Raw genomic sequence first — 24,879 nt, 5'->3', positions numbered from 1 at the left:
TCAGCTGACTGCCGCGGCGACTCTCGCCAATGCCGCCGCCGGGTCGATGCGGCCATCATAGAGGGCGCGGCCGGTGATCGCGCCTTCAAGGATCGCCGCGTCGGGCGCCATGAGCCGCTCGATATCGGCCATAGAGGCCAGCCCGCCAGAGGCGATCACCGGGATCGAGAGCGCATGCGCCAGCGCGATCGTGCCGTCCCAGTTGATGCCCTGGAGCATGCCGTCGCGGGCGATGTCGGTGTAGACGATCGCGGCGACGCCGGCATCCTCGAAGCGGCGCCCGAGATCGTCGGCGGCGAGCGCCGAGGTCTCGGCCCAGCCTTCCACAGCCACGAAGCCGTCGCGCGCATCGATGCCAACAGCGACCTTGCCCGGGAAGGCCCTGGCCGCCTCACGCACGAAGCCGGGATCGCGTACCGCCGCCGTGCCGATGATGACGCGGGCGACGCCCTTGGCGAGCCAGCCCTCGACCGTCCTGATGTCGCGGATGCCGCCGCCGAGCTGCACCGGGAACGAGACACGCGCCAGGATCGCCTCGACAGCAGCCGCATTCATCGGCTTGCCGGCGAAGGCGCCGTCGAGATCGACGACGTGCAGCCATTGGAAGCCTTGGCGCTCAAAGGTCGCGGCCTGGGCGGCGGGATCATCGTTGAAGATGGTCGCCTGGCCCATGTCGCCCTGCTTCAGCCGAACGCACTGGCCTTCCTTGAGGTCGATCGCAGGGAACAGAATCACGGCGCCCACCTCAGGAAATTGCCGATCAGCTTCAGGCCGAGCTTCTGGCTCTTCTCCGGGTGGAACTGCGTGCCGGCGATGTTGCCCTTTGCCACGATCGCGGTGACCGGGCCGCCGTAATCGGTCAGCGCCAGAACCTCCTGCGGATTCTCCGCCGTCAGCGCGTAGGAGTGCACGAAATAGGCGTGCCAGCCGGAGGGGCCGGTCTCGATGCCGGCGAGCAAGGGATGCTCGTCCTGCGGATGCAGCGTGTTCCAGCCCATATGCGGAATCTTCAGGGCGTCATCCTGCGGCCGGATCAGCGCGACATCGCCGGCGATCCAGCCGAGGCCTTCGGTTGTGACGTATTCGAGCCCGCGGCTCGCCATCAGCTGCATGCCGACGCAGATGCCGAGAAAGGGCCGGCCCTTGGCCCGAACCGTCTCCTCCAGAGCCTCGACCATGCCGGGAACGGCATCGAGACCGCGCCGGCAATCAGCGAAGGCGCCGACGCCTGGCAGTACGATGCGGTCGGCGGCGCGAACCTCGGCGGGATCGCTGGTGACGCGGATGGTCGAGGGGATACCGGCCTCGGCAGCGGCGCGCTCGAAGGCCTTGGCGGCCGAGTGCAGATTGCCCGAGCCGTAATCGACGATGGCGACAGTCTGGCTCATCGTCCGTTCGCCTCGGGGAAGAGGCCGATCACCGGCGCGGAACTCTGTGCGAAACGGACGGGAGGTGGCGCTGCCTCGGCGACCCGCGGCGGCGCGCCGGCCGGCAAGGCCCGCTCGAAGAAGCGGCGCTCGGCGCTGGAGAGATCCGGCGCCTCGACCACGTCGACCAGCCGCCAGCCCTTACGCAGCAGCTTGCGCGCGATCAGGTTCTGGCCCTCGAGACCGAGGAAAATCGCGAGGGCGGTATGCGAGAGCATCACAGCGAGAAAGGAAAAACCCATCTGGCGCTGGAGGTAGATCAACCCAGCCCAGACCAGGGCGTAAACGATGAAGACGAGCCAGAGCCGCTTGAACAGCAGCCAGACGCCGCCGAAGATCAGAGCCGGCCAGGTGAAGCTCTCCGGCAAGAGGCAGGCCTGCTCGATCTCCTCGCGCAAGCCTCCCGCATCCGGCGGCGGGATCAGAGCCTGATAGAACGCCATCGCAGCGATCCCTTACAATGCGCCCTTGGTCGAGGGCACACGGCCGCCCTCGCGCGGATCGACCTCGATCGCCTGGCGCAGCGCCCGCGCCAAGCCCTTGAAGCAGCTCTCGGCGATATGATGGGCGTTGTCGCCATAGAGCGTCTCGACATGCAGCGTGATGCCGGCATTGATGGCGAAGGCCTGGAAGAACTCGCGCACCAGCTCGGTGTCGAAGGTCCCGATCTTTTCCGCCTTGAACTGCGTCCGGAAAACCAGGAAGGGCCGGCCGGAAACGTCGACCGCGACGCGGGTCAGCGTCTCGTCCATCGGCAGATGCACGTCGGCATAGCGACGAATGCCCTTCTTGTCGCCGAGCGCGGCTTTGAGCGCCTCGCCGAGCGCGATGCCGGCATCCTCGACCGAATGGTGATCGTCGATATGGGTGTCGCCCTTCACGGTGACCGTGGTGTCGATCAGCGAATGGCGGGCGAAGAGATCGAGCATATGGTCGAAGAAGCCGACCCCAGTCGCGATCTCGGCCTTGCCCGTGCCGTCGAGCACGAGCTTGACCGCGATATCGGTCTCATTGGTGCGGCGCTTCACTTCGCCAGAACGCATGATCGTCTCTGTCGCTTGCGGAATTTCGCGTCGCTTTAGCAGGCGACCGGCCGGAAGGCCATGGCGATCGAGGAAGCTCTGGTTCGGCCGGCTTGCCTCGTCGCCCCGGTGCCAGACGGATCTGCTGACAGAAGGCGACTGCCGGGTCCGTTACCAGCGGCTCGCCGAGGCAAGGAGAGGTTCGATGACACAGGCTGACAAAGCAGGCCAGCTCGCCGCACTTCATGTCAAAGGCCGACCGCTGGTCCTCTACAATATCTGGGATGCCGGCAGCGCCCGCTCGGCTGCCAAGGCCGGCAGCAAGGCGATCGCCACTGGAAGCTGGTCGATGGCGGCGGCGCATGGCTTCGACGACGGCGAGGCGATCCCGCTCGACCTCATCGAGACGATCGTCGGCCGTATCGCGTCGGTCGTCGCGCTGCCGCTTACCGTCGATTTCGAAGGCGGCTACGCGCAAGACCCCGACGGCGTCGCGAAGAATGCCACGCGGATCATCGCTGCCGGCGCGGTCGGTCTGAACTTCGAGGACCAGATCGTCGGGACTGGCGCGCTCTACGCCATCGCCGACCAGGTGCAGCGGATCAAGGCGATCCGGAGCGCGGCGGATCATCTCGGCATCCCCGTGTTCATCAACGCCAGGACGGATCTTTTCCTGCTGGAGGCCGACAAGACGCGCCACCCGGACCTGATCGATACGGCGATCGAGCGAGCGCTGGCCTATCAGCAGGCCGGCTGCAGCGGCTTCTTCATTCCCGGACTGCTCGACGAGAGCGGCATCGCGGCGATCTGTAATGCGCTGACGCTTCCCGTGAACGTGATGGTGATGGGTGGCGCGCCCGATCGCGAGACCCTGACCGGGCTCGGCGTGTCACGGATCAGCTACGGCCCCGGACCCTATCTGGCGGCGCAGGCCCGTTTCGTCGAGCAGTGTGCCGCAAGCCTGGCCGTCGGCTGACGGCGGAGGCCCGAAGCGCGCCAAAAACGCCTGCGCCCGCGGCATCGCGTCGTGGAGGAACTGACCGGGCTCGCGCAGCCACAGCCCGTCATAGGTTTTCGACTTCGCTTCCGAGATCAGCACATCCTGCGGCAAGGGCACGAGCGTGCCGTCCCAGCCCGGCCACCAGAGCCGGCCCTTGGCCCAATGATGCGCGACCAAGGCTTCTTCACGGCGATAGCCGTGAAAGTCGAAGGCCGTCCTGCCGTTGCTGACGAAGACATGGTTGCCGGTGAAGCCCTCGACCGGCCTGATCCAGACGGCCTGGAAACCATGCTCCGGATAGGCTTCCAGAAAGGCATAGGCGAGGATGTGGCAGGCGCCGCAGGCGAAGAAGACGCGCTCGGACAGATTCCAGCGTTTGACCGGATCGCTCTTGATACCGGGCTTCTGCCTGAACATGTTGGCGGTTCCTGACTGCCATTGACCGAGATCGAATCGCGATGTCCGAGACTAGCAATGCCCCCGTCATGCACGCGACCACCATCCTGATGGTGCGCAAGGGCGGCCGTGTCGTGATCGGCGGCGACGGCCAGGTCTCGCTCGGCCCAACGATCATGAAGGGCAACGCGAAGAAGGTGCGCCGCCTCGCTAAGGGCGCGGTGATCGCGGGCTTCGCCGGCGCGACGGCCGACGCCTTCACCCTGTTCGAGCGGCTCGAAGCCAAGCTCGAGCAGTTCCCGACGCAGCTGCTGCGCGCCTGCGTCGAGCTCGCCAAGGACTGGCGCACCGACCGCTATCTGCGCCGCCTCGAAGCGATGCTGCTGGTCGCCGACAAGGAGGTCTCGCTGTTGATCTCGGGCACCGGCGACGTACTTGAGCCGGAAGCTTCCGAGCATGGCTCGGTGATGGCAATCGGTTCCGGCGGTAACTACGCGCTCGCCGCGGCCAGGGCTCTGGTCGACGTCGAGGCCGATGCCGAGACGATCGTGCGCAAGGCGATGAAGATCGCCGGCGACATCTGCGTCTATACCAATCACTCGCTCGTCCTCGAGACCCTGGAGAGCGCATGAACTTCGTCGCCGACGGCTATGCCTTCGCGCCCGCGACGCCCGACGATTTCCCGCTGCTGGCGCGCTGGCTCGAACAGGACCATGTCCGGCGCTGGTGGGGCGATCCCGACGAGGAGCTCGCCGAGATCGCGCGCATCTTCGGCGATCCCAGCATGGAGGCGCTGATCGTCAGCCATGACGGGCGGCCCTTCGCCCACCAGCAGAGCTGGGATCCCGCGCTCTGGCCCGATTATCCGCTGCAGGATCAGCCGGCCGGCACGCGCGGCATCGACCAGTTCATCGGCGAGCCCGACATGCTCGGCCAGGGCCATGGCACCCGCTTCATCGGCGCCTTCGCCCGCCATTTGCTCGCGCAAGGGGGGTCGCGGGTGGTAATCGACCCCGATCCGGAGAATCTCGCCGCGATCCGCGCCTATGAGAAGGCGGGCTTCACGGCCCTCGATATTCGCGAGACCGGCGACGGCCCCGCGCTGATCATGATCCAGGAACCTGTTTGATGACGTCGTTTTCCCCCCGCGAGATCGTCTCCGAGCTCGACCGCTTCATCGTCGGCCAGAATGACGCCAAGCGCGCCGTCGCGATCGCCCTGCGCAATCGCTGGCGCCGGCAGCAGCTCGAAGGGCCGCTGCGCGAGGAGGTCGCGCCCAAGAACATCCTGATGATCGGGCCGACCGGCTGCGGCAAGACCGAGATCGCCAGGCGCCTCGCCAAGCTGGCGAACGCGCCCTTCCTCAAGGTCGAGGCGACCAAGTTCACCGAGGTCGGCTATGTCGGCCGCGACGTCGAATCGATCGTGCGCGACCTGGTCGAGGTCGCAATCGGTCTCGTCCGCGAGAGCCGGCGCAAGGATGTCGAGGCCAAGGCGCATGTCGCCGCCGAGGAGCGCGTGCTCGACGCGCTGGTCGGCGCCACCGCAAGCGCGACCACCCGCGACGCCTTCCGCCGCAAGCTGCGCGCCAACGAACTCGACGACAAGGAGATCGAGATCGAGGTCGCCTCGGGCGGCTCCACCCAGCCGATGTTCGAGGTGCCCGGCATGCCCGGCGCCTCGATCGGCGCGATCAACCTCTCCGACATGTTCGGCAAGGCCTTCGGCCAGAAGGGCAAGCCCCGGCGCGTCCAGGTCAAGGACGCCTATGGCCCGCTGCTCGCCGAGGAGAGCGACAAGCTGATCGACCAGGACGCGATCATCCAGGCCGCGATTCGCGAGGTCGAGAACAGCGGCATCGTCTTCCTCGACGAGATCGACAAGATCTGCGCCCGCGAGGGCCGCGGCGGCGCCGACGTCTCGCGCGAGGGCGTGCAGCGCGACCTCCTGCCGCTGATCGAGGGCACGACGGTCGCGACCAAGCACGGGCCGGTGAAGAGCGACCACATCCTCTTCATCGCGTCCGGCGCCTTCCACGTCTCGAAGCCGTCCGACCTCCTGCCGGAACTGCAGGGCCGCCTGCCGATCCGGGTCGAGCTCTCGCCGCTCGACGTCGAGGACTTCAAGCGCATCCTGACCGAGACCGAAGCGAGCCTGATCAAGCAGTCGGTGGCGATGCTGGCGACCGAGCAGGTCACGATCGACTTCACGCCGGATGCGATTGCGGCGATCGCGCGCATCGCGGTCGAGGTCAATTCGAGCGTCGAGAACATCGGCGCACGAAGGCTTCAGACCGTGATCGAGCGCATCCTCGACGAGATCTCGTTCACCGCGACCGACCGTGGCGGCGAGAGCGTGACGATCGATGCCGCCTATGTCGAAGCGCGCATCGGCGACCTCGCCAGGAATGCCGATCTGAGCCGGTTCATTCTGTGAGCCCTCCGGGCGAGGCCGAGACATCTTCCTCCCGCCTCGCCCGCGATTCGCTGATCGTCGGTGCGGCGACGATCCTGTCGCGCCTGCTCGGCTTCGCCCGCGACGTGCTGATCGCTCGCCTGCTCGGCGCAGGGCCGGTGGCGGATGCGTTCCTGGCTGCCTTGCGCCTGCCCAATCTCGTCCGGCGCGTGCTCGGCGAGGGCGGGCTGAACGCACCCTTCGTGCCGCTTTATCTCGCCATCAAGGCCGAGCGCGGCGATGAGGCTGCCAAACGCTTCGCCGGCGCGGCGGCGAGTCAGCTCGGGCTGTTGCTGCTCGGCTTCGTCGTTCTGGCCGAAATCTTCGCGCCTTGGGTCGTGCTCGGTTTGGCCGGCGGCTTCGCCGATGAACCGCAGACACTGGCGCTCGCCGCCTTCTACACGCGGCTGATGCTGCCCTTCCTGCTGCTGACCACGCTCGCCGCCCTGCTCGCGGCGTTGCTCAACGCCGAAGGGCGCTTCACCGTGGCGGCGCTGGCGCCGGCACTGATGAATGCGATCCTGCTCGCGGCCTTGCTGGTCGAAACGTTCCGCGGCAGCGACAGTCATGCCAGCGCGACATTGCTCGCCGCCTGCCTCAGCCTGACCGGCCTCGCCCATCTCGTCATGATCCTGTGGCGCCTGCGCGGCATCGGCCTGCCACACCCCAGCCTGCGCTGGACGCCGGACATGACACGATTGGTCAGGACTGGCGGAGCGACATTGCTCGCCGCTTCGGCCGGCCAGCTCGTGCTGCTGATTTCGACCCAGATCGCCTCGACGGAAGCTGGCTCGGTCTCGGCGCTGTATTATGCCGACCGCGTCTTCCAGCTGCCGCTCTCCTTCTTCGGTGTCGCCATGGGCACGGTCGTGCTCTCCGCCATGGCCGGCGAAGTATCTCAGGCCGACCACGATGCCCTGCTCGGGCGGGCGCTGGCGCTCGGACTGGCACTGGCGATCCCGGCCGCGACCGCCCTCTTCGTGTTGGCCGAGCCGATCGTCTCGGTGCTGTTCGAGAACGGGCAGTTCAGCGTCGCCGATCGCGAGCGCACTGCGGCCGCGCTTGCCGCTTTTGCGCTCGGCCTGCCCTTTGCGCTCGCCGCCAAGGTCTTCGGGCAGGTCTATTTCGTACGGCGGCAGCCGCGTTTGCCCGTGATCGCCGGCCTTGCCGCGGTCCTTTTTGCGGCGTTGGCCGGGTTCTTCCTGCTCGGCTCGCGCAATGCGGCGATGATCGGCGCCCTGGCGGCAAGCCTCGCCTTTATCGTCCAGATGGGCTTGATGGGAGTGCATCTCCTGCGAACCGGGCTGTGGCGCCCGCGCTGGACGGATGCCAGGACGATCCTTGCGATCCTGCTGGCATCTGCGCTCATGATGCTGGCGCTGAACGTCGCGATCACACCGCTCCTTCCGGCTCTGAACCCGGGCGAGCCGGCATTGCGGCGGGCCGGCGCACTGGCGCTCCTGTGCTGCGCGGGCGCCGCGACTTACGCCGTCGCAGGCTTCCTGTTCGGCGCCTTCGACGCCGTCCTGCCGCCGGGGCTCTTGCGCCTTCGCGGCGCTTCCGTCAGAACGCCGCGTTCCTGAGCGGATCGACCAACGACTCACGAATTTTTTCGCCCTGACGACGGAGCGCCCCATGGCCGCTTTCTCTCCCCGCGTCTTCTCCGGCATGCAGCCGACCTCGACGCTCCACCTCGGCAATTATCTCGGCGCGCTGGTCAACTGGGTCGCGATGCAGAAGACCCATGACTGCATCTATTGCGTCGTCGACATGCACGCGATCACGCAGGGCTTCGACGTCTGGGGCGGCCCCGCCGAACTGACCCGCGCCACGCGCGAGGTCGCGGCCGCCTATATCGCCGCCGGCGTCGACCCCAAGAAGAGCATCATCTTCAACCAGAGCCAGGTCGCCGGTCATGCCGAGCTCACCTGGGTGTTCAACACGGTCGCCCGCCTCGGCTGGCTCAACCGCATGACCCAGTTCAAGGAGAAGGCCGGCAAAGACCGCGAGAACGCCTCGATCGGGCTCTACGATTATCCCGTGCTTATGGCCGCCGACATCCTGCTCTACAAGGCGACGCATGTCCCGGTCGGCGAGGACCAGAAGCAGCATCTGGAGTTGACCCGCGACATCGCCCAGAAGTTCAACAACGACTTCGCCGAGCAGATCGGCAAGCTCGGGGTCGGCACCGGCGAGCTCGGCTTCTTCCCGCTGCCCGAGCCGATGATCCAGGGCCCGGCGCCGCGCGTGATGAGCCTGCGCGACGGCACCAAGAAGATGTCGAAATCGGACCCATCTGATTATTCGCGCATCAACCTGACCGATGATGCCGACATGATCGCCCAGAAGATCCGCAAGGCGAAGACCGATCCCGAGGCGCTGCCCTCGGAGGAGAAAGGACTGGCGGGCCGGTCCGAGGCCGAAAACCTGGTCGGCATCTATGCCGGCCTCGCCGAGCGGACCAAGGCGCAGGTTCTGGCCGAGTTCGGAGGCAGCCAGTTCTCCGGCTTCAAGGCGGCGCTGGTCGAGCTCGCCGTCGCCAAGCTCGCGCCGATCGCAGGCGAGATGCGCCGCCTCCTGGCTGATCCCAGCCATATCGACGGCATTCTCAGCGACGGCGCCGACAGCGCCGCTGCGATCGCGGCGCCGATCATGCGCGATGTCAAGGACATCACCGGCTTCGTGCGCCGGCGCTGATCCGGCAGGCGACGCGGGGAGCTTGCGCTGACCTTGCGACGCCTGTCACCATGAGACGTCCTGAAACCGGCGGGCATGTTCCGCAAAAGTGGGGACCACTTTTGCGATGAGACCATGCCCTGACCCTAGAGTGGGCGCGAATTCTGAACGGCCGACCGATACCGGCCCATCGGAAAGCGCGCCGAGGCGATAGCAATGGTCAAGAGACGGCGGTCCTATGAGACGGGCCATCGCCCGAAATTCCTCGCTGTCGTCGACGACAGTCCCGAATGCGCCAAGGCCGTGCGCTTTGCTGCACGGCGCTGCGCCCGCCTCGGCGCGTCGATCGTATTGCTCGGCGTGGTCACTCCGCCGACGGACGAGATCTGGCTCGGCGTTGGCGACATGGTGCAAGCTGACGCTGAGGCCGAGGCGGAGGAATTGATCGACGTCGCAGCCGCCGCCGTGCGCTCGCTGGCCGGGCTGGAGCCCGAAAAAGTCGTGCGTACCGGCATCAAGGCTGACGAGATGGTCAAGCTCATCGAGGCCGACGAGGACATCTCGCTGCTGGTGCTGGCCGCCGGCATCGGCCGCGACGGACCTGGCCCACTGGTCAGCGCGCTCGCCGGCAAGGGCGCCGGCAGCTTCCCGATCCCGGTCGCGATCGTGCCCGGCCACCTCGCCGACGAGGAAATCGACGCGCTGGCCTGACGCATGAGCCACAGCTGGAATGATTTCAGCTGTAGGCCTATATCGGTGTCAGGAACGGCGGCCTTGACCCGCCGGCGCCGGAGATCAAAGACATGTTCATCCAGACCGAAGCGACACCCAATCCCGCCACGTTGAAGTTCCTGCCCGGCCGCAGCGTCTCGCCGCAAGGCCCGGTCGAATTGCGCGATCCGGCCCTCGCCGAGCGCTCGCCGCTCGCCACCCGCCTGTTCGGCGTCAAGGGCGTCTCTGCCGTGTTCTTCGGCTCGGACTTCATCACCGTGACCAAGGCCGAGGGCGAGTGGCCGCATCTCAAACCCGCCATCCTCGGCGCGATCATGGAACATTACATGTCGGGGGCGCCGCTGATGAGCGAGGGCGCCCCGACCGATGACCTCGCCGAGAGCGAGGAGGAATTCTTCGCGGACGAGGATGCTGCGACCGTCGAGACCATCAAGGAATTGCTCGAGACCCGCATCCGCCCGGCCGTCGCCGGCGATGGCGGCGATATCACCTTCCGCGGCTTCAAGGACGGCACGGTCTATCTCGTGATGAAGGGCTCCTGCTCGGGCTGTCCCTCCTCGACCGCGACGCTGAAGCACGGCATCCAGAACCTCCTGCGCCATTTCCTGCCGCAGGTGCGCGAGGTCGAGGCGGTTTGATCGCCCTCAGATTGAGGGCATGATTCTGGCTGGGGCATGTCCGCGTTTCCCTGAATCGCGGACATGCCCCAGTCTTTTATTTTATCGCATTTTCTTCACGCGAACCGGTATCCACTTCGCTCGAAAATGCCTTAGCAGCCGCACCGCAATCGTCCGGACCCAGCCCTGATGCGTATCCTCGCGATAGACACCGCGCTCGGCGCCTGCTCGGCCTGCGTCCTCGACGCCAGCGACCCCGCTCCCCTCGCGATCGAGCAGATCGCGATGGAGCGCGGCCATGCCGAGGCGCTGATGCCGATGATCGAGCGTGTGATGGGCAAGACGGAAGGCGGCTTCTCCTCGCTCGACCGCGTCGCCGTGACCATCGGCCCCGGCAGCTATACCGGCCTGCGCGTCGGCATCAGCGCCGCCCGGGCGATCGCGCTCGCCGCCGGCATCCCCGCCGTCGGCATCTCGACGCTGGCCGCCAGCGCCGCGCCCTTCATAGGCCGCGAGGGCGGGCGCGTCGTCGCCGCCGCGGTCGATGCCAGGCACGGCCAGGTCTGGTTCCAGGCGCTGAATGCGCACGGTAAGCAGCTCGTCTCGATTCGCCAGGTCAACCATCGCGATGCCGCCCGCGCCATTGGCGCAGGCCCCGTCTCGCTGGTCGGCTCGGCCGCGCTCGCCGTCGCCAACGAAGCCTGGGCGATCGGGCTCGACGCGCTCGTCGTCGACGATGCCAGGGCGCCGGACGTGATCTGGGTGGCCCGACTCGGGCTGATCGCAGACCCCGAAAGCGCGCCGCCACGCCCGCTCTACCTCAAGGCGCCGGAAACGACGCCGCAGGATCGCGCCCGGCTGCCGCGGCGCTAGACGACGATGGGCTGGCTCCAATCCCTGTTCAGGCGCCGGTCGGCAACGGGCCGAACCGGGTCCCTCGACGTCCGCCATGCCCGGCAAATCGCGGCCCTGCACCACGAGGGCGGCTTCGCGCGGCTCTGGGACCCCAGTGAATGCGCGGCGCTGCTGGCCGATCGCGCGGTCGTCAGCGAAGGTGTCTTCATCGGCAGCGCCAGCGAGCCTTGCGGCTTCGTGATGTCGCGCATGGCAGCCGACGAAGCCGAGGTTCTCAGCATCGTCGTCGGCGGCTCAAGGCGCCGGAGCGGGCTCGGGCAGACGCTGCTTGCCGCCCATCTGGCGCAGCTGGCGGCACGTGGCGCGGCGCGTCTCTTCCTCGAGGTCGAGGAGGGCAACGCCCCCGCGATTGGCCTCTATCGCCGACTCGGCTTCGAGACCGTCGGACGACGCGAGGGCTATTATCCGAAGCCGGATGGCAGCCGCGTCGCGGCGCTGGTGATGCGACGCGATCTCGGTTGAGCTCCACTTTGAGCGCCATGGACGTCGGGAACGGCGACGACTATAGCCGGTGCCGCACTAGCGGGACGCCAACGCAGGGAATGAACGGCTCAGCATGAAAGGCCTCCGTCCCGGCGCCATGGTTCGGCTCGCGCTGCTCGTCCTCGGCACGCTCATCCTGATCCCGCCGCAGCTCGTCGCGATGCGCCTCGGGCGGCCGTTCTATTTCACCCGCTTGTTCCAGAAGCTCGGCTGTCGCTGCTTCGGCGTGCGCATCAGCACGCGCGGTGCGGCTCCGCCGGCCGGGCAGGGCGGGTTGATCGTCGCCAACCACACCTCCTGGCTCGACATCCCCGTCATCGGCACGACCGGTCCGCTCTCCTTCGTCGCCAAGGCCGAGGTCGCGACCTGGCCGGTAGTCGGCTGGCTCTCGACGCTGCAGCGCACCGTCTTCATCGACCGGATGCGCCGCGGCGCCACTGCCGGCGTCGCCAGCGAGATGGGCCGCCGCCTGCAGGACGGGCAGTGTGTCGTGCTTTTCGCCGAAGGCACCACCGGCGACGGGACACGCGTCCTGCCACTTCGCTCCTCACTGCTCGGGGCCGCTCACGAAGCGGTGCGCGGGGCTGACGAGGCCGAGACCACGGTCTATCCGCTCTGCGTCACCTATACGGGTTTTCACGGGCTACGCGGCGGGCGGGCCGAGCGCTCGGCGCTATCCTGGTACGGCGACACCGAACTCGCGCCGCATTTCCAGGCGATGATCAATTCCGGCGCCATCGATGTCGAGCTTTCCTGGGGCGAGCCGATCCGCATGGGCCGCAAGCTCTCGCGCAAGGAGGCGACGCGCCTCGCCGAGATCGCGATCCGGCGGGCGCGGCAGGACGCCGTCACCGGCCGGTCACGCGGCTGAGCCAGATTCGCTTCGCGTTGGACGGCAGCGGCCCGGATATTGCGTGCCTGCCATCCGAAGCGATATGATTCCCATTCGGTGGGTGATCGGGATAAGGAGACGCGGTTGAGGCCGGATCAGCGTTGATGAAGAAAGTCCACATCAAGTCCTATGGCTGCCAGATGAACGTCTATGACGGCCAGCGCATGGCCGACGTCCTCGGCCAGGAGGGCTATGTCGAGACTGCGATACCTGACGACGCCGACCTCATCCTGCTCAACACCTGCCATATCCGCGAGCGCGCCGCGCACAAGGTCTATACCGAACTCGGCAAGCTGCGCGACTTGAAGCGCGAGCGGAAGGCGCTGGGGCGCGAAACCACGCTCGTCGTCGCCGGCTGCGTCGCGCAGGCGGAAGGCGCCGAAATCCAGCGGCGCCAGCCGGCGGTCGACCTCGTCATCGGCCCGCAGACCTATCATCGCCTGCCGGCACTGCTCGCACAGGCGAAGAGCGGCCGCGTCGTCGACACCGATTTGCCGCCCGAGGACAAGTTCGGCCATCTGCCGGTGCCCAAGCGAGCGGCGATCCTGGCGCGCGGCATCTCGGCCTTCGTCACGGTGCAGGAAGGCTGCGACAAGTTCTGCGCTTTCTGCGTCGTGCCCTATACGCGTGGCGCCGAGTTTTCCCGTTCGGTCACGCAGGTGATCGCCGAGGTCGAGCGGCTGGCGGAAGCCGGCGTGCAGGACGTCTCGCTGCTCGGCCAGAACGTCAACGCCTATCATGGCGAGGGGCCGGATGGCGGCGTCTGGACCCTGGCGCGGCTGATGGCCCGCATTGCCGAGGTGCCGGGCATCGCCCGTATCCGCTACACGACGAGCCATCCGCGCGACATGGACGACGAGTTGATCGCCAGCCATCGCGACCTGCCGCAGGTGATGCCTTTCCTGCACCTTCCGGTACAGGCGGGCTCCGACCGGATCCTCGCAGCGATGAATCGGAAGCACACGGCCGACGAGTACCGCCGACTGATCGACAGGATTCGCGCCGCGCGACCGGATATCGCCCTCTCCTCCGACTTCATCGTCGGCTTCCCCGGCGAGAGCGATGCCGATTTCGAGGAGACGCTACGCCTGATCGCCGATGTGCGCTTCGCCTCGGCCTATTCGTTCAAATATTCGCCGCGCCCCGGCACGCCTGCGGCTGATATCGCCGAGCAGGTGCCGCTCGCCGTGATGGACGAGCGACTGCAGCGGCTACAGAGCCTGGTCGAGGAGCACCGGCAGGCGTTCAACCACGCCATGGTCGGCCGCAGCGTCGAGATCCTGATCGAGCGCGCCGGCCGACATCCCGGCCAGCTCGCGGGCAAGACACCCTATATGCAGGCGGTGCAGATCGAGAGCACGACGCACCGGATCGGCGATCGCGTCCTGGTCGAAATCGAACGCGCCGGGTCGAACTCGCTGTTTGGCCGCGCCGTCGAGCGGCCGGACCTGGCTGCCTGACAAGAGTTGGTGCGTAGCGTGCGATGTATCGGCGTTGCGGTGATGGTTAGAGCCCGTTCGGCCTCTAATTGAAAGTGAGAGACGGATTCACCCATCGGGTTGATTCAACCTGATCGGATCCGGCTCTGGTGACTGCGCCTGTCCGACTCATTCCGAATGGAGACAACGGTTTTGGCCCAGGCCGATCAATTCAATCCGAGAGCCGAGCGTGCCGCGCGCCGCGAGGAGGCTCCGACGCGCGAGGGCCTGCCCGGCGCGGAGGTCGAACTCACCTTCGACGACAACCAGATCACCGGCCTGGTCTTCGGCCAGTACGACCAGAATCTGGCGCATCTGGAGCGCCGCCTCGGCATCGTCGTCAGCCCGAACGGCAACCACGTCACCATCAAGGGCCCGCGCGAAACCGCCGATCAGGCGAGCCGCGTGCTGCGGACCCTCTATGCCCGCGCCAAGACCGGCGCTGCGGTCAATCTCGGTGAGGTCGACGGCGCGATCGAGGAGAGCAATGTGCAGCGCTCGCTCTTTCCCTCCGATAATGCCGGCAAGGCTGCCTTCGACGCGGTGGTGACACGCAAGCGCGGTCCGGTCAGGGCCCGCAACGCGGCACAGGACGCTTATCTGCGCCAGCTCAAGCGCCACGAACTCGTGCTTGCCGAGGGTCCGGCCGGCACTGGCAAGACCTGGCTCGCGGTCGGCCACGCCGTCTCGCTGATCGAGCAGGGCGTGGTCGAGCGCATGGTGCTGTCGCGGCCCGCCGTCGAGGCCGGCGAGCGCCTCGGCTTCCTGCCCGGCGACATGCGCGAGAAGGTCGATCCCTATCTGCGGCCGATCTACGACGCGCTCAACGACTTCATGGAGCCGCGCCATGTCGAGCGCGCCTTGCAGACCGGCATGATCGAGATCGCCCCGCTCGCCTTCATGCGCGGGCGCACGCTGACCAACGCCGTGGTCCTGCTCGACGAAGCCCAGAACGCCACCTCGGTGCAGATGAAGATGTTCCTCACCCGCCTGGGCGAGGGCTCGCGCATGATCATCACCGGCGACCCCTCGCAGGTCGACCTGCCGCCGGGCCAGCGCTCGGGCCTGGTCGAAGCGATCCGGCTCCTGTCCGGTGTCGAGGGGGTCGGCCACGCCCGCTTCGAGGAGGGCGACGTGGTGCGCCACGAGCTCGTGCGCCGCATCGTCATGGCTTATGAGGACGCCTCCCGGCGAGAACGCGACGAGCGCGAAGCCCGCCTCGCCGCCTTGCCCGCACCCGATGGCCCCGTCGAGGGCGATGCCGAGGGGCTGAAGCGCATGTTGTCGCGGGAGCGGCCGCGATGAACGACCGACCTCGATCGCGGCGCGCGGCGCCGCGAGCCGGGACATCGGAGCCCGCCATCGGCGGGCCTTCGCTCGACATCCGAATCCAGTCGCGGCGCTGGCGCGAGGTCGCGGACTTGCGCCCCCGGATCGTGGCTGCCGTCGAAGCCGCGCTGGCGCTGGCCCCGGTCAAGCTCCTGCCGGAGGCGGAGCTCAGCCTGCTCCTGACCGACGACAAGCGCATCCGCATCGTCAACCGCGACTGGCGCGGCTTCGACAAGGCGACCAATGTCCTCTCTTTCCCGGCCGCGCCGCCGGAGAAGATCTCGTCCAGCCCGGCCATCGGCGATATCGTGCTCGCCTTCGAGACGGTCGCCCGCGAGGCGGAGGCCGAGGAGAAGCCCTTCGGCGACCATCTCAGCCATCTCGTGATCCACGGCCTTCTGCACCTTATCGGCGAGGACCATGAGACCGAGGACCAGGCCGAGCGCATGGAGGCGATCGAGACATCCGCCCTTGCGCGGCTCGGCATCGCCGACCCCTATGCCGGTTCGGACCCCGAGCCGATACAGCCTCCCCCGACGACCGATAAAAACACGAGCACCCAGCCTGCGTCATGAGCGACGACCCCCGATCTTCTTCATCGTCGGAACCGACTGGCCGCGGCCTGTCGCACTGGCTCAGCCAGTTTCTCGACAAGCTCGGCCTGCGCCAGGGCGGCTCGATCCGCGAGGACATCACCGAGGCGCTGGCGCAGAACAGCGGCGGGGTCACCGATCTCTCCCCGCAAGAGCGGGCGATGCTCTCGAACGTGCTGAGCCTGCGTGAGCGCCGCGTCGCCGATGTGATGGTGCCACGCGCCGACATCATCGCCGTCTCGTCGGAGGCGACGCTCGGCGACCTGCTGGCGTTGTTCCGCACCGCCGGCCATTCACGCCTGCCGGTCTATGGCGAGACGCTCGACGACCCGCGCGGAATGATCCACATCCGCGACTTCCTCGACTTCATAGCCGCTCGCGCCAAACCGGCCCGGCGGGCACGCGGCGAAGCGGAGGTCAGTGCCGGGCCGAGCCTGGGGGCCATCGACCTGTCGATGACGCTGGCCCAGGCCAAGATCCTGCGGCCGGTGCTCTATGTGCCGCCCTCGATGCCGGCCGTCGACCTCCTGGTCAGGATGCAGGCGACGCGCACTCATATCGCCCTGGTGATCGACGAATACGGCGGCACCGACGGGCTGATCTCGATCGAGGATCTGGTCGAGATCGTCGTTGGCGACATCGAGGACGAGCATGATCTCGACGAAGCCCCGGCGATCGCGCCCGCCGGCGAGAACCGCTTCATCGCCGACGCCCGCGCCACGCTCGACGAACTGAAGCAGGCCACTGGGATCGACCTGTCGAGCGCGGCGGTCGCCGAAGAGGTCGACACGCTCGGCGGGCTGATCGTGACCCTGGCCGGGCGCGTGCCGGTGCGCGGAGAATTGATCCAGGGGCCGGCGGATCTCGAATTCGAGGTGCTCGACGCCGATCCGCGCCGGGTCAAGCGCCTGCGCATCCATCGCCGCGACCAGGTCTCGACCGAAGCACCGGCAGCGCCGCCGGACGCGGCATGACGAGCCTTGCGGCGCTAGCCGACCGCGCCATCCTCGCCTGGGGCTGGCCGCGCAGATTGATCGCGCTCCTTTGCGGCGCGTCCGGAGCCCTAGCACTGGCGCCGCTCGACCTCTGGCCGCTGATGGTCGTGCCGATGACCGCCGCAGTCTGGCTGATCGATGGCTCCGTCGCCGAAAGCCGGCGCGGCCGCCTGTGGGCGGCTGCGACGGCGGGCTGGTGGTGGGGCTTCGGCTACCACCTCGCCGGCCTGTGGTGGCTCGGTGCTGCGTTCCTGGTCGAGGCCGACAAGTTCGCCTGGGCGATGCCGCTCGGCGTCGTCGCACTGCCGGCCTTCCTGGCGCTCTTCCCGGCGGCCGGTTTCGTGCTGGCGCGCGCGATCTGGCCCACTGGAGCAGGCCGCATCCTGGTGCTGGCCGCTATGCTGGCGCTAAGCGAATGGCTGCGCGGCCATATCCTCACCGGCTTCCCCTGGAACGTCTACGGCATGATGCTGGCCGGGCCCACCTGGCTCGCCCAGAGTGCCAGCCTGATCGGGCTCTACGGGATGACGGCGCTCGCGGTCGCGATCGGCGCGGCGCCGGCAGTGCTGGGGACAGGCGAGGAAGGCGTGGCGCGCTGGCGGACTCCGGCTCTGGCGGTACTGATGCTTGCCGTCATGGCCGGCTTCGGCGCCTGGCGGGTTCCCACTGAGCCGGTCGCAGCGGTCAGCGGCGTGAAACTGCGCCTGATGCAGCCGAACCTGCCGCAGGACGCGAAATTCAGCCCACGCAATAGCGAGATGATCCTGTCGCAATATCTGGCGCTGAGCGACCGCGCGACCAGCCCGGCGACGACGGGCGTGCAGGACGCGACGCATCTGATCTGGCCTGAATCGGCCTTTCCATTCTTGCTCGGGCGCACGCCACAGGCACTGGCACGGATCGCCGCCCTGCTGCCGCCCAACACGACATTGATCACCGGCGCAGCCCGCGCCGGCGAGACCCTGCCGGGGGAGAGCCGGCCGCCGATCTACAATTCCATCCAGGTGGTGAACGACGAGGGCGTGATCGCCGGCAGCTACGACAAGGTGCATCTCGTGCCCTTCGGCGAATACCTGCCGCCCTTTCTCGAGCGGCTGATCCGCACTGTGGGCCTGTCGGAGTTCGTCTCGGTCCCCGGCGGCTTCGCTTCGGGCAGCCGGCGCACGCCCTTGCAGATCCGCGGTCTGCCGCCCGCCGCGGCGCTGATCTGCTACGAGGTGATCTTTCCCGGCGCGGCGATGCCGAGCGGCCCGCGACCGGGCTTTATCCTCAACCTCACCAATGACGGCTGGTTCGGGCAGACGAGCGGGCCCTATCAGCATCTCGCCCAGGCACGCCTGCGCGCCATCGAGGAAGGCCTGCCGCTGGTTCGCGTCGCAAATACCGGGATTTCGGCAGTGGTCGATCACTATGGACGCATTCGTGCAGCACTGCCCCTCGGCGAGACGGGCGTCCTCGACACCTCGTTGCCACGGGCAGGGCCGGCCACGCCCTATTCCCGCTTCGGCGATCTTTTCTTTGCAGGTGTAGTTGCCAGCCTATTGCTCGCTGGAGTAATAATGCGGCGACGGTGATCCCATTTGGAACTTTCTTCCGGGAAGGCCGCCGACAGGTCCGCACGAAGAACGGCAAGGGGGCCGGCCACAATGCTGATGAAGAAAGTACCCAATCCGATCGATCGCCATGTCGGCAGCCGCGTCCGGATGCGTCGCATGCTTGCCGGCGTCAGCCAGGAACGGCTCGGGGAGGCGCTCGGCCTGACCTTCCAGCAGGTGCAGAAGTACGAGAAGGGCACCAATCGGATCAGTGCCAGCCGCCTACAGCAGATCTCGAAGATGCTGGGCGTTCCCGTGGCATTCTTCTTCGACGGAGCTCCAAACGACGACACGATCGAAAGCGGCTTTGCCGATGCGTCGGCCACGACCTATGTCGCCGATTTCCTCGCCACCAGTGAGGGCGTGCAGCTGACCAAGGCGTTCGTGCGCATCAAGAGCCCGCGCGTGCGCCGCCGCCTCGTCGACCTGGTCGAGTCGCTCGGCGACGCACCCGCCGAGACCATCGAGCAATAGCGCTCGATCGCCTGGGCGGAGCGGCGGCCGGGAAACCGACCCGGGCGGGCTGATGAGACCTGATCGGCAAGCCCGGCTCACGCGAACATTGCCGACCAGCGTCAGTGCAGAGCCGGCGCCTTCTCCTGCGTCAGGACGAGTGTGCTCCGGTTGATCCGCTGCAACTGTGGACTGGGATTAACCAGCAGGAAATCCCGGAGCTTCACCTGATCCGGCTCCGACATGGAGAGAATCTGGACCGCGAGCCAGAGCTCATCGGGCAGGTCCATGCGGTATGCGACGTCCACCAGCTCCTGATGCACCGGTTGATTGCGCAGCAGATTGGTGAGCAGCCCGAGCGCGTATTCAATCTTGGCGCGGCTGCTGTCGGCATCGTGCTGACTAGCCATGCGGAATCCTCCGCTCGCCCGGAGCCCGCTTTGCCTCGCGGCGTGGCTGGATGACCGGTGCAGCAATATCCTTGAAGGCGAGGGTGCGACGGTACGCCTCTTCGCTCACAGTGATGATCGTGCCGACGCAGCTCATGCCATCGATCATCGCCGGCAAGCCGAGCGGCCGGACGTCCCAGCCCAGCTCCAGGAAGCGCGGCATCCACCAGGTCTCCATCACCACCGTGATCGCGGCGATGTCGTTGGCCAGGCAATGCTCGAACATGCCGGCCAGGACGGTGTGCAGGACCTTGCTGTCGCTCCCGCGCCGTTCCGGCACCACGAAAATGCGCGTCCACTCGACGATATCGCTGCCGCGTTGAAGTCCGCGCACATCGGCCAGGAACGGGAACACATCCGCCATCAGATGCGGCGACAGCGTCGGGACGAGCCGTGTACCGCCGACCACACGCCCATTCTCGAGCGCGAGCAGATAAGTCGCGTCGTCAGTGTCGAACTGGTCGACCTCCCGACCATCTGGTCGCTCGAGCGCCATCCATTTTCGCTCGCCGACATAGATCCGGTGCCGAATCCTGAAATGCTGCTCGATCTCGGCCCCGTAGAGATGCCGATTGCCGGCATCGACAATATGGATCATCGCCGCCTCCCCCTCCCTTGAAGGAATGCAGGCTGCCGCCTTTTTCTCGGGCTGGGTATTCCGGAATCCCGGAAGAATGCGGCCGGATCTCAGCTCAAATGCTGATTTCGCCCCGGCGATAGGCTTCGATGACCGTGCGCGTCCGTCCGCGCACGCCCAGCTTCCTCGCAGCATTCTCGAAATGTGCTTCAGCGGTCCCCGACGAAACGCCGAGACGCTCTGCGACACCCTCAGTCGTCTTGCCGACTGCGAACCAGGTCAGGACCTCGCGCTCGCGGACGGTCAGGACGTGCTCGAGCCGCGTCGGGCGCAAGCAATCCGCCGCTTTGCCGTGCGCGTAGATCGACATCAGATGGATGGCCGAGCGGGCCTGGCGCGACAGGTCCGGCCGATCACCCGCCATGGTGACGACGGCCTGGAAGCCGGATTCGCCATGGATCGGCACGCAGAAGCCTTCGACCATGTTAAAGTCGCGCGCCCGATGCATCACCTCGCGTTGACGGACCGAGGCCTCCCCGTCTCGGTAAACGTCCGCCCAGGCAAACGGATCGATCGTCTTCTTGCAGTGGGCTGCGATCGGATCCCAGTCGGAGAACGACCGCTCCAGATAGAGATCGAACCAGCCCGGCGGCCAGCCGTTCAACAGGACGAGCGGATCGATACGATCCCCAACTTCCGGCAAGCCGGTGATCAGAAAGGCATGGAAGCCATAGCTCGCGAGCTTGTCGCGCAAGGCGGCGACCACCGCCGTGGGATCGGCGAGGGCATTCAGATCGTCGATGAAATCGAGCGCGTCCCGTCCCGCGTTGAAATGTCGTCCCGACATGTCCCGCCTTCCCTGACGAGTCACTTTCGGCGCAGAGCGGCCAAGAATCAACGCATACCAACGAATACCACCTCAGTTCCCTTAAGGGGGCGGCGGTAGACGCGAGGTCGGAAGTGCGATTGAGTGCAAAATGAGGTGAGCGGCCATGCTGAAGAAACTCCCGAACCCGGTCGATCGCTATGTCGGCAGCCGCGTGCGAATGCAGCGCATGCTGGCGGGTATCAGCCAGGAGAAACTCGGCGAGGCGCTCGGCCTGACCTTTCAGCAGGTCCAAAAATACGAGAAGGGCACCAATAGAATCAGCGCCAGCCGGCTACAGCAGATCGCCAAGATGCTGGGCGTGCCAGTTGCTTTCTTTTTCGAGGGTGCCCCGGCTGGAGAGGCGGTCGCAGGCGGCTTCGCCGACGCTGCGGCCACGGCCTATGTCGCCGACTTCCTCGCGACGAGCGAGGGTGTTCAACTGTCGAAGGCGTTCGTGCGCATCAAAAGCCCGCGCATACGTCGGCGAGTCATCGACCTCGTCGAAGCTTTGGCACATGATTCCGGCGAAACTGCCTGATTTCACGTTTTTTCGTTCGCCTCGACGAACAAAATATCGACGAAAAGAATTTCCTGCCTTGACGGCGAACCTTTCCGCTGCAAAAGACGCTGCGCTTTTTTATCTCCACCCGGCGATCAGCCGGCACTGCCTCGCAGCTTGGGAAGGATCCCCCGACCGTGTCCCGCCAGAACTATCTCTTCACCAGCGAATCCGTCTCCGAAGGCCATCCGGACAAGGTCTGCGACCGGATCTCCGACGAGATCGTCGATCTGTTCTTCAGGGAGGCGATCAAGGCAGGTCATGATCCGGCGCAGGTGCGCGTTGCCGCCGAAACCCTCGCGACCACCAACCGCATCGTCGTTGCCGGCGAGGTCCGCACCCATCTCGACGAGAAGCAGATCAAGTCGAAGGTGAAGTCGGCCGCGCGCAAAGCGGTCCGCAACATCGGCTACGAGCAGGACGGCTTCCACTGGAAGAAGGCGAAGATCGACGTGCTGCTGCATCCGCAGTCGGCCGACATCGCCCAAGGCGTCGACGAGGCAAACAACAAGGATGTCGGCGCCGGCGACCAGGGCATCATGTTCGGCTATGCCTGCCGCGAAACTCCGGAGCTGCTGCCGGCTCCGATCTATTACGCCCACAAGATCCTCGAGGTTCTCGCCAAGGCCCGCCATGCCGGCGAAGGCACGGCTGCCAAGCTCGGCCCCGACGCCAAGAGCCAGGTCACGGTCAAGTACGAGAACGGCAAGCCGGTCGGCGTCACCCAGATCGTGCTCTCGACCCAACACCTCGACGAGAAGCTCTCCTCGACCGATGTCCGCAAGATCGTCGAGCCTTATATCCGCCAGACCCTGCCTGATGGCTGGATCTCGAAGGATACCGTCTGGCACGTCAACCCGACCGGCAAGTTCGTGATCGGCGGTCCTGATGGCGACGCCGGCCTGACCGGCCGCAAGATCATCGTCGACACCTATGGCGGCGCGGCTCCGCATGGCGGCGGCGCCTTCTCCGGCAAGGATCCGACCAAGGTCGACCGGTCGGCCGCCTATGCGGCGCGCTACCTCGCCAAGAACGTCGTCGCGGCCAAGCTCGCCGACCGCTGCACGATCCAGCTCGCCTATGCGATCGGCGTCGCTGAACCGCTGTCGATCTATGTCGACCTGCACGGCACCGGCAAGGTCGAGGAGGCCAAGCTCGAAGCCGTACTCGGCAAGGTCATGGACCTGACGCCGCGCGGCATCCGCACCCATCTTGCCCTCAACAAGCCGATCTACGCCAAGTCGGCGGCCTACGGCCATTTCGGCCGCAAGGCGGGCCGCGATGGCAGCTTCTCCTGGGAGAAGACCGATCTGGTCGATGCGCTGAAGAAGGCCGTCGCCTGATTCACGCCATCAGCATTTGAGTGAAGGCCGGGGCACCGCCCCGGCCTTTTTCTTTCCGGCCGCTCGCCGTAAAGGCATCGTCATGACTGAGCAGCACGATCCAGACCGGGCCTTCTTTGGCCGGCGCAAGGGCAAGGGACTGCGCCAGGGCCAGGCCGAGCGCATCGCCGAGACCTTGCCGGCGCTTCGCCTGCCGGAAGGGCCGATCGCGGACCTGAAGACGCTCTTCCCCATTCCGGTCGAGGCAGTCAGGCTCGAAATCGGCTTCGGCGGCGGCGAGCATCTGCTGTCGCGCATGCGCGAGAGCCCGCAGATCGGCTTCATCGGCGTCGAGCCCTTCGTCAACGGTATGGCCAAGTTCCTGGCCGTGATCGAACAGGAGGGTCTGCGCAACATCCGGCTCTGGGACGGCGATGCCGCGCTGCTCCTGCCGCTGCTGCCGGCCGGGAGCATCGACGCGGCCGATCTGCTCTACCCGGACCCCTGGCCGAAGCGCCGTCAGCGCAAACGCCGATTCGTTTCCGAACGGACGCTCGCGCTGCTCGCCAGGGTGCTGCGGCCGGGTGGCCGCTTCCGCTTCGCCAGCGATATCGACGACTATGTCGGCTGGACGCTGGCGCGCCTCCTCGCCTCACCCGATTTCGATTGGGCCGACGAAACCGCCGAGGACTGGCGCCAACCCTATCCCGGCTGGGTCCGTACGCGCTATGAGGCCAAAGCGGTCAAGGCCGGGCGGGTGCCGAGCTATCTGACTGCGCACCGTCGCGCATCCTGAGGAAGCCCAGCACACGCTGCGCCGTCGTCGGCGTGAGATTGCGGAAGCTCTGGCGGGCTCGCTCCAGCAGTGCGGCCGACTTGCCATCGCTCTTGCGCAAGCCGATCAGCGCCTTGGTCGTCTCCCAGGACCAGCCCATGCCGCGCGCCACCAACAAAACGGCATCGCGATCCGGGCCGAACACGATCTGCTCGGTCGCCGGCAAGGTCAGGCGAGCCAGGGTGGCGACGCCGCAGATGGCATGCTCCACCGCGCCGGACGTCGCATATTGCGCGATCACGGATTCATCGAGCTTGGCGGCCTCGTCGAGGGCCTTGACGTCAGCCAACGCCTTTCCGAATCGGCCGAGCTCGTCGCCGATGGTCGCCTGGACCGAGACGGCCTCGGCGCCGCGTTCGACCGCGCCGGCGACCGCCCCCATCAGGGTCGGCTCGAGCGAGGCTTCAAGGCGGCGGCGGACCGAGGACTTGGCCGCAGACATCAATTGTTCGGCGAGATCGGCCGGAATGTCGGCGCGGGCGCCGAGCGTCGCCTGCAAACCATCATCCTGTGCGGCGCGCATGACGAGAACGCCCATGCCATGACGCGAAAAGCGGGCGGTCTGGTTGGCAGCGACGGCATGCGTCACGACACGCCCGCCGCGCAGGATCAGAAAATCGGTGACCGGCTCGCCGAGATCGGGGCGCTCCGTGATGGCGAGCATGTGGTCGCGCCCCTTGGCTGCTGCGATGGCGACGAGATCATGGTCGCTGAGGCGAGGCGAGCCGACGAGAACCGGCCGGGCGACCGCAATCTCGTCGAGCGCGAGCTGGCGCATGACGCCGCTCGGCGCATTGGGGACGGGCGCCAGCCGCTCAGCCAGCTCGATACGCGCTCGCATCTCGATCGCGCGGGCCAGTCGGCCGATGACCACGTCGAAGACACCGACCTGGTCCTCGCCCATACCCTTGGCCGTGCTGACGAAGAGGTCCGTCAACCGTGCCAGGATCGCGGCGCGCTCGCCGCTCGAGCCGCGCCCCATCGTTGTCTCGAGATCGCGCAGCAACGCACCGACAGAACTCATCACGCAACCTCGCGACATACCTTTCTCTTGTTGTAGCAACCAAGAATGACCAGCGGGTTAGCGGGATCGCCGCAATCGCGGAGGCGCTTGCAAGATCGTCGAAACAGGACTAGATAGCGGCCAACAGCTCTGGTTTCGGTGTAAGCCGGCGATCAAGAGCGGGCCCACCGGCCCGCTCTTTTTTTTGG

29 protein-coding genes are annotated in these 24,879 nt (G+C 66.9%); 20 read left to right on the top strand and 9 right to left on the bottom strand.

Annotated elements, in window-relative coordinates; genetic code table 11:
• The 4 genes from hisA to hisB are packed head-to-tail and all read right to left on the bottom strand — an operon-like array spanning position 1 to position 2,470.
• Complete coding sequence (hisA, locus tag QO058_RS16290) at positions 1-744, bottom strand: 1-(5-phosphoribosyl)-5-[(5-phosphoribosylamino)methylideneamino]imidazole-4-carboxamide isomerase (RefSeq protein ID WP_284167350.1); 744 nt, start codon at positions 742-744, stop codon at positions 1-3.
• A complete protein-coding gene (gene hisH, locus QO058_RS16285; RefSeq protein WP_284167349.1) occupies positions 732-1,388 on the bottom strand; it encodes an imidazole glycerol phosphate synthase subunit HisH in 657 nt (218 codons plus the stop codon). Before hisH ends, hisA begins: the two co-directional genes overlap by 13 nt.
• Complete coding sequence (locus tag QO058_RS16280) at positions 1,385-1,870, bottom strand: DUF2628 domain-containing protein (RefSeq protein ID WP_284167348.1); 486 nt, start codon at positions 1,868-1,870, stop codon at positions 1,385-1,387. The genes hisH and QO058_RS16280 overlap by 4 nt, the downstream gene beginning before the upstream one ends.
• 12 nt (positions 1,871-1,882) lie before the next feature.
• Entirely contained in the window at positions 1,883-2,470 is a 588-nt protein-coding gene (hisB, locus tag QO058_RS16275; RefSeq protein ID WP_284167347.1) for an imidazoleglycerol-phosphate dehydratase HisB, read from the bottom strand.
• 184 nt (positions 2,471-2,654) lie between these two features.
• On the opposite strand from hisB, the gene QO058_RS16270 reads away from it, so the two are divergent.
• On the top strand, positions 2,655-3,425 hold the full coding sequence (locus QO058_RS16270; RefSeq protein WP_284167346.1) for an isocitrate lyase/PEP mutase family protein: 771 nt from the start codon (positions 2,655-2,657) through the stop codon (positions 3,423-3,425).
• Here the strand turns inward: QO058_RS16270 and QO058_RS16265 are convergent.
• Positions 3,339-3,866 carry a hypothetical protein gene (locus tag QO058_RS16265; RefSeq protein ID WP_284167345.1) on the bottom strand — a complete coding sequence of 176 codons (528 nt, stop codon included), beginning with the start codon at positions 3,864-3,866 and terminating at the stop codon, positions 3,339-3,341. The genes QO058_RS16270 and QO058_RS16265 overlap by 87 nt on opposite strands.
• Before the next feature lie 41 nt (positions 3,867-3,907).
• Between QO058_RS16265 and hslV the strand changes: the two genes are divergently transcribed.
• The 16 genes from hslV to QO058_RS16185 all read left to right on the top strand — a co-directional run bounded on the left by hslV (position 3,908) and on the right by QO058_RS16185 (position 19,078).
• The gene (gene hslV / locus QO058_RS16260; RefSeq protein ID WP_284167344.1) at positions 3,908-4,477 is read left to right on the top strand and encodes an ATP-dependent protease subunit HslV; all 570 of its coding nucleotides are present in this window, start codon (positions 3,908-3,910) and stop codon (positions 4,475-4,477) included.
• A complete protein-coding gene (locus QO058_RS16255; RefSeq protein WP_284167343.1) occupies positions 4,474-4,974 on the top strand; it encodes a GNAT family N-acetyltransferase in 501 nt (166 codons plus the stop codon). Before hslV ends, QO058_RS16255 begins: the two co-directional genes overlap by 4 nt.
• Positions 4,974-6,281 carry an ATP-dependent protease ATPase subunit HslU gene (gene hslU, locus QO058_RS16250; protein ID WP_284167342.1) on the top strand — a complete coding sequence of 436 codons (1,308 nt, stop codon included), beginning with the start codon at positions 4,974-4,976 and terminating at the stop codon, positions 6,279-6,281. The genes QO058_RS16255 and hslU overlap by 1 nt, the downstream gene beginning before the upstream one ends.
• On the top strand, positions 6,278-7,882 hold the full coding sequence (gene murJ, locus QO058_RS16245; protein ID WP_284167341.1) for a murein biosynthesis integral membrane protein MurJ: 1,605 nt from the start codon (positions 6,278-6,280) through the stop codon (positions 7,880-7,882). Before hslU ends, murJ begins: the two co-directional genes overlap by 4 nt.
• Before the next feature lie 52 nt (positions 7,883-7,934).
• Positions 7,935-8,996 (top strand): tryptophan--tRNA ligase, encoded by a 1,062-nt coding sequence (gene trpS, locus QO058_RS16240; protein WP_284167340.1) that lies wholly within the window; start codon positions 7,935-7,937, stop codon positions 8,994-8,996.
• A gap of 195 nt (positions 8,997-9,191) precedes the next feature.
• Positions 9,192-9,686 (top strand): universal stress protein, encoded by a 495-nt coding sequence (locus QO058_RS16235; RefSeq protein ID WP_284167339.1) that lies wholly within the window; start codon positions 9,192-9,194, stop codon positions 9,684-9,686.
• Positions 9,687-9,778: 92 nt separating this feature from the next.
• A complete protein-coding gene (locus QO058_RS16230; RefSeq protein WP_284167338.1) occupies positions 9,779-10,345 on the top strand; it encodes a NifU family protein in 567 nt (188 codons plus the stop codon).
• A 168-nt stretch (positions 10,346-10,513) separates the two neighbouring features.
• On the top strand, positions 10,514-11,197 hold the full coding sequence (gene tsaB, locus QO058_RS16225) for a tRNA (adenosine(37)-N6)-threonylcarbamoyltransferase complex dimerization subunit type 1 TsaB (RefSeq protein ID WP_284167337.1): 684 nt from the start codon (positions 10,514-10,516) through the stop codon (positions 11,195-11,197).
• Positions 11,198-11,203: 6 nt separating this feature from the next.
• Positions 11,204-11,701, top strand: coding sequence for a GNAT family N-acetyltransferase (locus tag QO058_RS16220; RefSeq protein WP_284167336.1), 498 nt, complete (start codon positions 11,204-11,206; stop codon positions 11,699-11,701).
• Positions 11,702-11,795: 94 nt separating this feature from the next.
• Entirely contained in the window at positions 11,796-12,593 is a 798-nt protein-coding gene (locus QO058_RS16215; protein WP_284167335.1) for a lysophospholipid acyltransferase family protein, read from the top strand.
• A gap of 125 nt (positions 12,594-12,718) precedes the next feature.
• On the top strand, positions 12,719-14,074 hold the full coding sequence (miaB, locus tag QO058_RS16210; RefSeq protein ID WP_284167334.1) for a tRNA (N6-isopentenyl adenosine(37)-C2)-methylthiotransferase MiaB: 1,356 nt from the start codon (positions 12,719-12,721) through the stop codon (positions 14,072-14,074).
• Positions 14,075-14,245: 171 nt separating this feature from the next.
• The gene (locus QO058_RS16205) at positions 14,246-15,397 is read left to right on the top strand and encodes a PhoH family protein (protein WP_432211941.1); all 1,152 of its coding nucleotides are present in this window, start codon (positions 14,246-14,248) and stop codon (positions 15,395-15,397) included.
• Positions 15,394-15,996, top strand: coding sequence for an rRNA maturation RNase YbeY (ybeY, locus tag QO058_RS16200; protein WP_284167333.1), 603 nt, complete (start codon positions 15,394-15,396; stop codon positions 15,994-15,996). The genes QO058_RS16205 and ybeY overlap by 4 nt, the downstream gene beginning before the upstream one ends.
• A complete protein-coding gene (locus QO058_RS16195) occupies positions 15,993-16,988 on the top strand; it encodes a hemolysin family protein (protein ID WP_284167332.1) in 996 nt (331 codons plus the stop codon). Before ybeY ends, QO058_RS16195 begins: the two co-directional genes overlap by 4 nt.
• On the top strand, positions 16,985-18,583 hold the full coding sequence (lnt, locus tag QO058_RS16190) for an apolipoprotein N-acyltransferase (RefSeq protein WP_284167331.1): 1,599 nt from the start codon (positions 16,985-16,987) through the stop codon (positions 18,581-18,583). Before QO058_RS16195 ends, lnt begins: the two co-directional genes overlap by 4 nt.
• 78 nt (positions 18,584-18,661) lie before the next feature.
• Positions 18,662-19,078, top strand: coding sequence for a helix-turn-helix domain-containing protein (locus QO058_RS16185; RefSeq protein ID WP_284167330.1), 417 nt, complete (start codon positions 18,662-18,664; stop codon positions 19,076-19,078).
• Positions 19,079-19,179: 101 nt separating this feature from the next.
• Here the strand turns inward: QO058_RS16185 and QO058_RS16180 are convergent, their stop codons facing one another.
• The 3 genes from QO058_RS16180 to QO058_RS16170 all read right to left on the bottom strand — a co-directional run bounded on the left by QO058_RS16180 (position 19,180) and on the right by QO058_RS16170 (position 20,930).
• Entirely contained in the window at positions 19,180-19,467 is a 288-nt protein-coding gene (locus QO058_RS16180) for a hypothetical protein (RefSeq protein ID WP_284167329.1), read from the bottom strand.
• A complete protein-coding gene (locus QO058_RS16175; protein ID WP_284167328.1) occupies positions 19,460-20,104 on the bottom strand; it encodes an acyl-homoserine-lactone synthase in 645 nt (214 codons plus the stop codon). The genes QO058_RS16180 and QO058_RS16175 overlap by 8 nt, the downstream gene beginning before the upstream one ends.
• A gap of 94 nt (positions 20,105-20,198) precedes the next feature.
• Positions 20,199-20,930: a LuxR family transcriptional regulator gene (locus tag QO058_RS16170; RefSeq protein ID WP_284167327.1), complete on the bottom strand. Its 732-nt coding sequence runs from the start codon at positions 20,928-20,930 to the stop codon at positions 20,199-20,201.
• Between the two features lie 148 nt (positions 20,931-21,078).
• Here QO058_RS16170 and QO058_RS16165 point away from each other — a divergent pair, with 148 nt between their 5' ends.
• From QO058_RS16165 to trmB, 3 genes are all read left to right on the top strand, one after another.
• Positions 21,079-21,489: a helix-turn-helix domain-containing protein gene (locus tag QO058_RS16165; RefSeq protein WP_284172923.1), complete on the top strand. Its 411-nt coding sequence runs from the start codon at positions 21,079-21,081 to the stop codon at positions 21,487-21,489.
• 158 nt (positions 21,490-21,647) lie between these two features.
• Positions 21,648-22,853, top strand: coding sequence for a methionine adenosyltransferase (gene metK, locus QO058_RS16160; RefSeq protein WP_284167326.1), 1,206 nt, complete (start codon positions 21,648-21,650; stop codon positions 22,851-22,853).
• A gap of 82 nt (positions 22,854-22,935) precedes the next feature.
• Positions 22,936-23,628 (top strand): tRNA (guanine(46)-N(7))-methyltransferase TrmB, encoded by a 693-nt coding sequence (trmB, locus tag QO058_RS16155; RefSeq protein WP_284167325.1) that lies wholly within the window; start codon positions 22,936-22,938, stop codon positions 23,626-23,628.
• Here the strand turns inward: trmB and QO058_RS16150 are convergent.
• Positions 23,576-24,691 carry a DUF2336 domain-containing protein gene (locus tag QO058_RS16150; protein ID WP_284167324.1) on the bottom strand — a complete coding sequence of 372 codons (1,116 nt, stop codon included), beginning with the start codon at positions 24,689-24,691 and terminating at the stop codon, positions 23,576-23,578. The two genes, trmB and QO058_RS16150, sit on opposite strands and share 53 nt — an antisense overlap.
• Positions 24,692-24,879: the final 188 nt, after the last annotated feature.

It is taken from the genome of Bosea vestrisii (genome assembly GCF_030144325.1).
Taxonomy (GTDB): domain Bacteria; phylum Pseudomonadota; class Alphaproteobacteria; order Rhizobiales; family Beijerinckiaceae; genus Allobosea; species Allobosea vestrisii_A.
The sequence above is the reverse complement of the archived record's forward strand: the minus strand, read 5'-3'. Positions and strand labels throughout refer to the sequence as shown.